Annotated in this window: 2 protein-coding genes and 1 pseudogene; 2 read left to right on the forward strand and 1 reads right to left on the reverse strand. The window is 39.7% G+C overall.

What is annotated here, in order from left to right:
* Both AB4589_RS24935 and AB4589_RS24940 read left to right on the forward strand, forming a co-directional pair.
* The coding region (locus tag AB4589_RS24935; RefSeq protein WP_372101909.1) for a hypothetical protein at nucleotides 1-713 on the forward strand (713 nt) is incomplete at its 5' end.
* A 386-nt stretch (nucleotides 714-1,099) separates the two neighbouring features.
* The gene (locus tag AB4589_RS24940) at nucleotides 1,100-4,702 is read left to right on the forward strand and encodes an ATP-binding protein (RefSeq protein WP_372101910.1); all 3,603 of its coding nucleotides are present in this window, start codon (nucleotides 1,100-1,102) and stop codon (nucleotides 4,700-4,702) included.
* Between the two features lie 496 nt (nucleotides 4,703-5,198).
* Here AB4589_RS24940 and AB4589_RS24945 read toward each other — a convergent pair.
* Nucleotides 5,199-5,950, reverse strand: a pseudogene (locus AB4589_RS24945) (IS5 family transposase).
* Nucleotides 5,951-6,346 lie beyond the last annotated feature (396 nt).

Here is a 6,346-nt window from a genome sequence, read left to right on the forward strand (position 1 = left end):
TTCATGGGGCGGATACAATGAATTCAGGAAGGTTTCGTTCTTCAGAAATGCCGTGGGCAATTAACATATTCGATTTGTATGTGGTTACTGATATGCTCCCTCTACCTCATGACTTTTTGGACTATATCCATCGGAGGATTAACAATTCGGGTAATCAGAAAATGTACATTCATGATGAACTTGATTGGCTCGGTTATTACCTGTCCGATAGATTAAGAGGAATCGAAAACATTGAAGATGAAGGTGTGGATCTTGTTGCACTAGAACCAAACTCCGATAAATTTGATGAGTTCTATTTGAAAAATGGTGAAAAACCTCGTTTATATATACACGAATTCTTTAGCAAGCTAGTTCATGAAATGTGTCAGTATGAACATGGATTTGAGTGCGCTAAGACGTTTTGCTTTTTTGATAAACAAGGGCAAGAAGAGCTTAAAGACATGGTAACCAAACGAGAACAAAACCTTGTAGAAAAAAGGGAGTCTGGCTCAGTTTTATTCTCAAATAGAGAGCAAAAAAAGGTAACTATATTTTGTTTCTACACTCTAAAGCCTGAAGAGCACGACCTTGAAAACTTTTTTAGAGGCCGAGTTGATTCAGCAATAGAAAAGTTGAAAGAGCAAGATTTAAGTGGATATGAACTGTACTTAGTGAAAATACCTTTGATGTCAGGTTTTTCTGTAACTGGCGTGGAACTCGCCCATACGTTTTAAAACAATGTACGACTTGAGAAAGAAACATAAGGCTAAGTGATAGAGCTTTATGTTTCGGTTGCTTTCCATACTTCAAGTAATTTATTGAATTCTAAATTAGCAAGTTCGCTGACACATTTATGTCCAGAGGCTTCATAGACCTGAAGTTTTACTCGTGGCACTTTTCTCAAAAAGTGCCAGCTAACTCAGATCTGCCCCTTTTTAATTTAGAGTTTCTAATAATCCCATTTTTAACCATCAGCATTTGACCAAATTTCCCTAATGATTCAGTATCGTACTGATTGGATTAAGTCCTTTGATTTAGCCGAGATTCATAATATAGAGAGCTAAATACATGTACCGTCATTGTGTCCCCCAATTCATTTAAATCTAATAACTATACATATATGAATAAAATAATTACCTCATTTGTACGTTGGCTCATCAAGGGGCTTGATAAAACGGTGTCTTGGTTGGAACAAAAAAACGCCAGCGATATGCAATCGAAGTTCGTAGATCTAGCTCCGACAGATGACGCGGATAAAGCAGGCACCTACTCAGAAGCGTTACGATTTGCAACGAATAATTCTAAAATCTCAAATATAGCCCTGACGGGCCCTTATGGCTCAGGAAAGAGCAGCATTATTCAATCTTTTCTGAAGACGTATCGACGGCCAGTTCTTCATATTTCTCTCGCGACTTTCATTACCGAAGCTGAAACGAAGGTAGAAACGGTGGATCGTCAGGAGATCGAGAGGAGTATTTTACAGCAGATGCTTTACGGTGCAGATGCAAATAAACTCCCGTTATCTCGCTTTAAGAGAATTCAGTCGCCTGGTGTTGGGGCGATCTTTAAGTCACTGTACATTTTGTTGGGGATGTTCGCGCTTTGGTATGTGTTTCAGCAGCGGGAAGGAGTCATCAGCGGTACTTATTTCAAACCTATTGCGTTCGAAAACTCAGTCAATTTAGGTTTCTTTGTGTTTGCTACAGCATTCCTCTGGCGGATACTGCATCACTTCTATGTCGCGAGCTTTGGTTTGTCACTCAAGGGTATTTCGCTAAAAAATGTCGAAATTAAGCCCGCATGTGATGATGAATCCTCAATACTGAATCGTCATTTAGACGAGATAATCTACTTTTTCCAGGAAACTAGTTACGACCTTGTAATCATTGAGGATCTAGACCGATTCGACAATACTGATATTTTCGTTACGTTGCGTGAAATTAACGGTCTTGTTAACGCAAATTCAGGCGTAAAACGTCATATTCGATTCCTATATGCACTACGCGATGACATATTTGCGAACACAGAGCGAACCAAGTTTTTCGAATTTATCATTCCAGTTATTCCGATCATCAACTCATCGAACTCAATTGACATGGTCTTGAAGATTGGAGCTAGACTTGCGCTTAACGAAGGCCTTGATCGTCAGTTTCTTAGAGAGGTATCACGTTATTTAAACGATCTACGGTTGATTCAAAACATCTTTAATGAATACAGCATTTATATGGATAATTTGAAAACAGATGGAGAATATTTGCTCGACGCCAATAAACTCCTTGCCGTTTTGATCTACAAAAATGTTTATCCACGGGATTTCGAAAAATTACACCGAGGCGAAGGGACCCTCGCCGCAATATTGAATTTCCAAGATGAGTTAATAAGTCACGGAGAAAAAAAATTTAGAGCTGAAATTACTTCACTCGAAAAGCAACTTGATATCGCTGAACGTCAAATTCCTGCTGACTTAAAAGAGTTGCGTCAAATATATGCGATGGCTCTAATTGAGATGCTGCCATCACACGCCATTAGTGTGGGTATCGAGCAAAATAATCAAGTGGCTACTGCCCAGTTGACAGGCTTTGGAAAGTTTGAAGAGCTGATCGAGGCTCGATACATCTATTGTCGAAACATTCATGGTCATTATAGTCACTTGGATGTTTCTGCACTCCAAGATAATGTAGACCAGCACAAAACTTATCTTCAACGCAAAGAGGAGATAGAACATAAGGCAGAGGAAAAGAAAACCAAAACTCTACGAGCAATACGAGATCTTAGACCAAAGATTGCAGGGCTTAGAACAGCGAAATTCCATGAACAATTACGATTGAATGGCGACCATCTACAGGAATTTTTCGAGGAGTTTGGTCAGAATGGAGAGCTTGCTCGGTTTCTGCTGTTAGAAGGTTATCTGGATGATACCTATTACCAGTACACCTCACTTTTTCATTCTGGTCGATTGTCTCCCAATGACAATAAATTTCTCATTAAAATACGTGCATTTATTACGCCAGAGCCAGATCTTCCTATTGATAATCCAAACGAAGTTATTGCGGCGATGAGAGATGAGGACTTTGGACAAAGTTACGTTTTAAACATCTCGCTTATTGACACTCTGTTGAGTGAACAACACCGTTACCAAAGTCAATTAGAGAGGCTTGTAGGGTACATTATGGAAGAGTTTTTCAACTGTGAAGACTTCTTTATGGCTTATTACAGCAGCGGGAGTTATGTCCCAAAATTTCTCCAACAGTTAGCTAATGTCTGGAGTGATTTTGCACTGACTGTACTTTCTAGTCCAAATAACCTTATACACGTTGTTCAGCTGATTGGAGGATTAACTGAACGTTCAATTAAATCCATTTCAAGAGATTTTGAAGAATTCCCCGTTTTTGCATCAGAGAATCTCTCCGATATTCTGATTAGTTCGCCTGAGCTCGATCCAGAGCGGCTCGTTTGCCTCAATTTTGAAGTTAAAGACTTCGAAGCAATCAAAGAGCACTTTGACATTGTGAACTCAATGTTTGAAGAGGGGCTTTTTGACCTTACGTTAGCTAACATAGAGTTCGCTTATCAAGCGATATTGGGAGAGGAAGATGTCACCCCATTGCATACAAGGAACTTCACGGCAATACGTGCGACGAACAGTACTGTCTTGATAGATCGAATTGAGAGTAATTTTGGCGATTACCTACGCAATATTCTTTTGGCTATCCAAACTAATACTGAAGAAGAAACATCCGCTATTTTGGATGTAGTTCGCCGTGAAGAGATTGACCTCAATACGATCCAAGATTTTCTTGAGCAACAGACGCAACAATTACCGACGTTAGAAGATGTGCCCGATAGATTACATTCTATGCTCTTCAGTTTAACTATGATTGTGCCAAACTGGAAAAATTGCCTTTTCTTTATGGCAAGTGAAAGTTTTGAAGCACAAAGCTTGGTTGAGTATCTCGATCGAGACGTTGTTAGATCGGTTATCCTGAAACAATCGGTCCCCAGTAATAGTGATTCGAAGTCTATACATTCTTTTCTTCTTAACGCGAATTCTCTTTCTGATATTAGCTACAAAGAGTATATGCGAGCTTTACCCAAGTCATTTACACATTTTCCAGAAGGGGTTGAACCAACAAAGCTTATAATATTAATTCAGGAAGCGAAAATCGAATTTTGTACTGATAGTCTAAACGCGCTCAACGAAAGAGAGTTGCAAGTATTGTTTGTGGCAAATAATATCGATACATTTCTGGCTGGGCCAGAAGACTTCTCATTAGAAGATGATTTCTTGGAAGAGCTGCTTGAGTCGGATATTTCTCAGAAAAACAAGATAAAAGTCGTCGAACTGATGGATTTACATTCGTTAGTTGATCTTCCAGAGCGTTCTGCACTTGTTGGTTCAACCATCGTCAATTCAGATGCAAATCTACCAAACATTGACGGAGATATAACTAGTGCTCTGATAAAGAACTCCTCTCCGATAGCAACGCAAATTTCACTCTTCAATGAATATCACTCTCATTTGAGTAACGATGAAGTACGTGATGTATTGGCGAGTCTCCCGAAGCCATATTCCGAAATAACCCGTGGTTACCATACGCCAAGACTAAAAGCGACACCTGAGAATCAAGGATTGGTCTCCTGGCTCGATTCTAGGGAAATAATTTCCTCTTGGAAAATTAGCGATATATTTAAAGAAATAAAGGTGAACCTCTATAGATCTTGAGAAGATAATGCTTGATTGTTTTTGGGAGTATAACCTTACTAGCTAGCACTCTTAACTTTGTATTTTTGGTATTGCACACATTACTAATAATAAATACGAAAATTTGGTCTGCCACGTGTAGGGTGGCCGTATGATTGCAATACTAGGGGTAATCCGAATAGTAGAAGTGTTCCTAAGAACGTAACACGCTTTTGTCCATCTTTGAGCCAGCTGGCTCTGTGATATGCGGCTAATTTCGACCTAAATGATGTTGGTGGATCAAGCCAAGTTGCTTTACGCCATAAAGGAGAGGGAAGCTTGCTTAACAGTAGTTGCTGCGTGCTTCCTCTAACTCCTCTTGAGCTTGGCGCATATCTTCTATTGCTTCCATTAACTCTTCATCAGAGATAGCTCCATTTCGATACAAGTCCGCCATCTGGACGTGATGGTTGCAAGATTCCGTATGATTTTTTGTGCTTCTACTAGGGCGTGTTGATCTTTGCAGTGCATCTCATGTTCAGCAATACATCGGTAGCCACATTAACATGAATGCCAGCGATAACATGCTGGCATAATTCCTTTCTAGCTTGTCATATCTACTTGATAATGCTTAATTCTCGCAAAGGCATTTTCGACCAAGTGACGATACTTGTATAAACACCAATCCATACTGCCTTTGTCTATATCTTGTCCGTAATTTCGTTTAGCAATTACCGTTTCTCCGCCACGTTCCTTAACAAAGCAACGGAAAGGTTCGCTGTCCTATCCTTTATCACAAACGATGGTATTAACTTCATCGAGTTGTGCAACTAAGCTTTCGGCATGCACTATGTAGTGGCGTTGACCTTCTGATAAATCAAAGCAAATCGGCAAGCCGCCACTATCCACTGCTAAATGAATTTTCGTTGAATTGCCCCCACGGCTTTTTCCTATTTGTTCCGAGCTTTCAGTAGCCGCGCCCGTGCTATGTTGATGTGCTCGGACAATAGAGCCATCTAAAAAGACCCATTCAAAATCGGCAGTGCTTGATAACTGATTGAAAATTTTAACTAAGACGCCTTTCTTTGACCAAAGATTAAAACGCCTGTAGACAGTACTCCATTCACCAAACTCTTGAGGTAAATCTCGCCATGGGATACCTGTTCTCATTCGATAGAGTATTCCTTCAAAAGTCATTCTGTGCTCAGGCTTATCATAAATACGACCAGTGCTCTTCATAACTTGTAGCAGCAGTTCCCATCGAGTATCAGTTAACATTGTTCTTGGCATGACTTGGCGTCGTGTTTTGTTTTTGGCGAAAGAAATTATAACTCCTTGCTATGCCGTTCAAAAAATAATCACGAAAGATCAACACGCCCTAAACACCATGGGTCAAATGATGATAAATGTAGTTTACTCTCAAGAATATGAATATATGAAAGAGGTCAATATGGTATGGCCTCTTTTTTTGTATTGATTTTAAACATGATTAACTCGTTTATTGTCCAGAGGCGTTCTAGCGTTCATTGCCGTTAACTGTAATCTCGTCATTTTTAGCCTGTATTTTGGGGGTTAAAGTGCCCCTGTATAAGAGTAACTTGGCGTTAATGTAAAAACAGTGTGGTCAAATCTACACCCCAACCCCTTCCAATAGGGGCGTTTTTCATCGATAATTTAGCCTCTTAG

The sequence above is a fragment of the Vibrio sp. 10N.222.49.A3 genome, from assembly GCF_041475145.1.
Classification (GTDB): Bacteria; Pseudomonadota; Gammaproteobacteria; order Enterobacterales; family Vibrionaceae; genus Vibrio; species Vibrio tasmaniensis_A.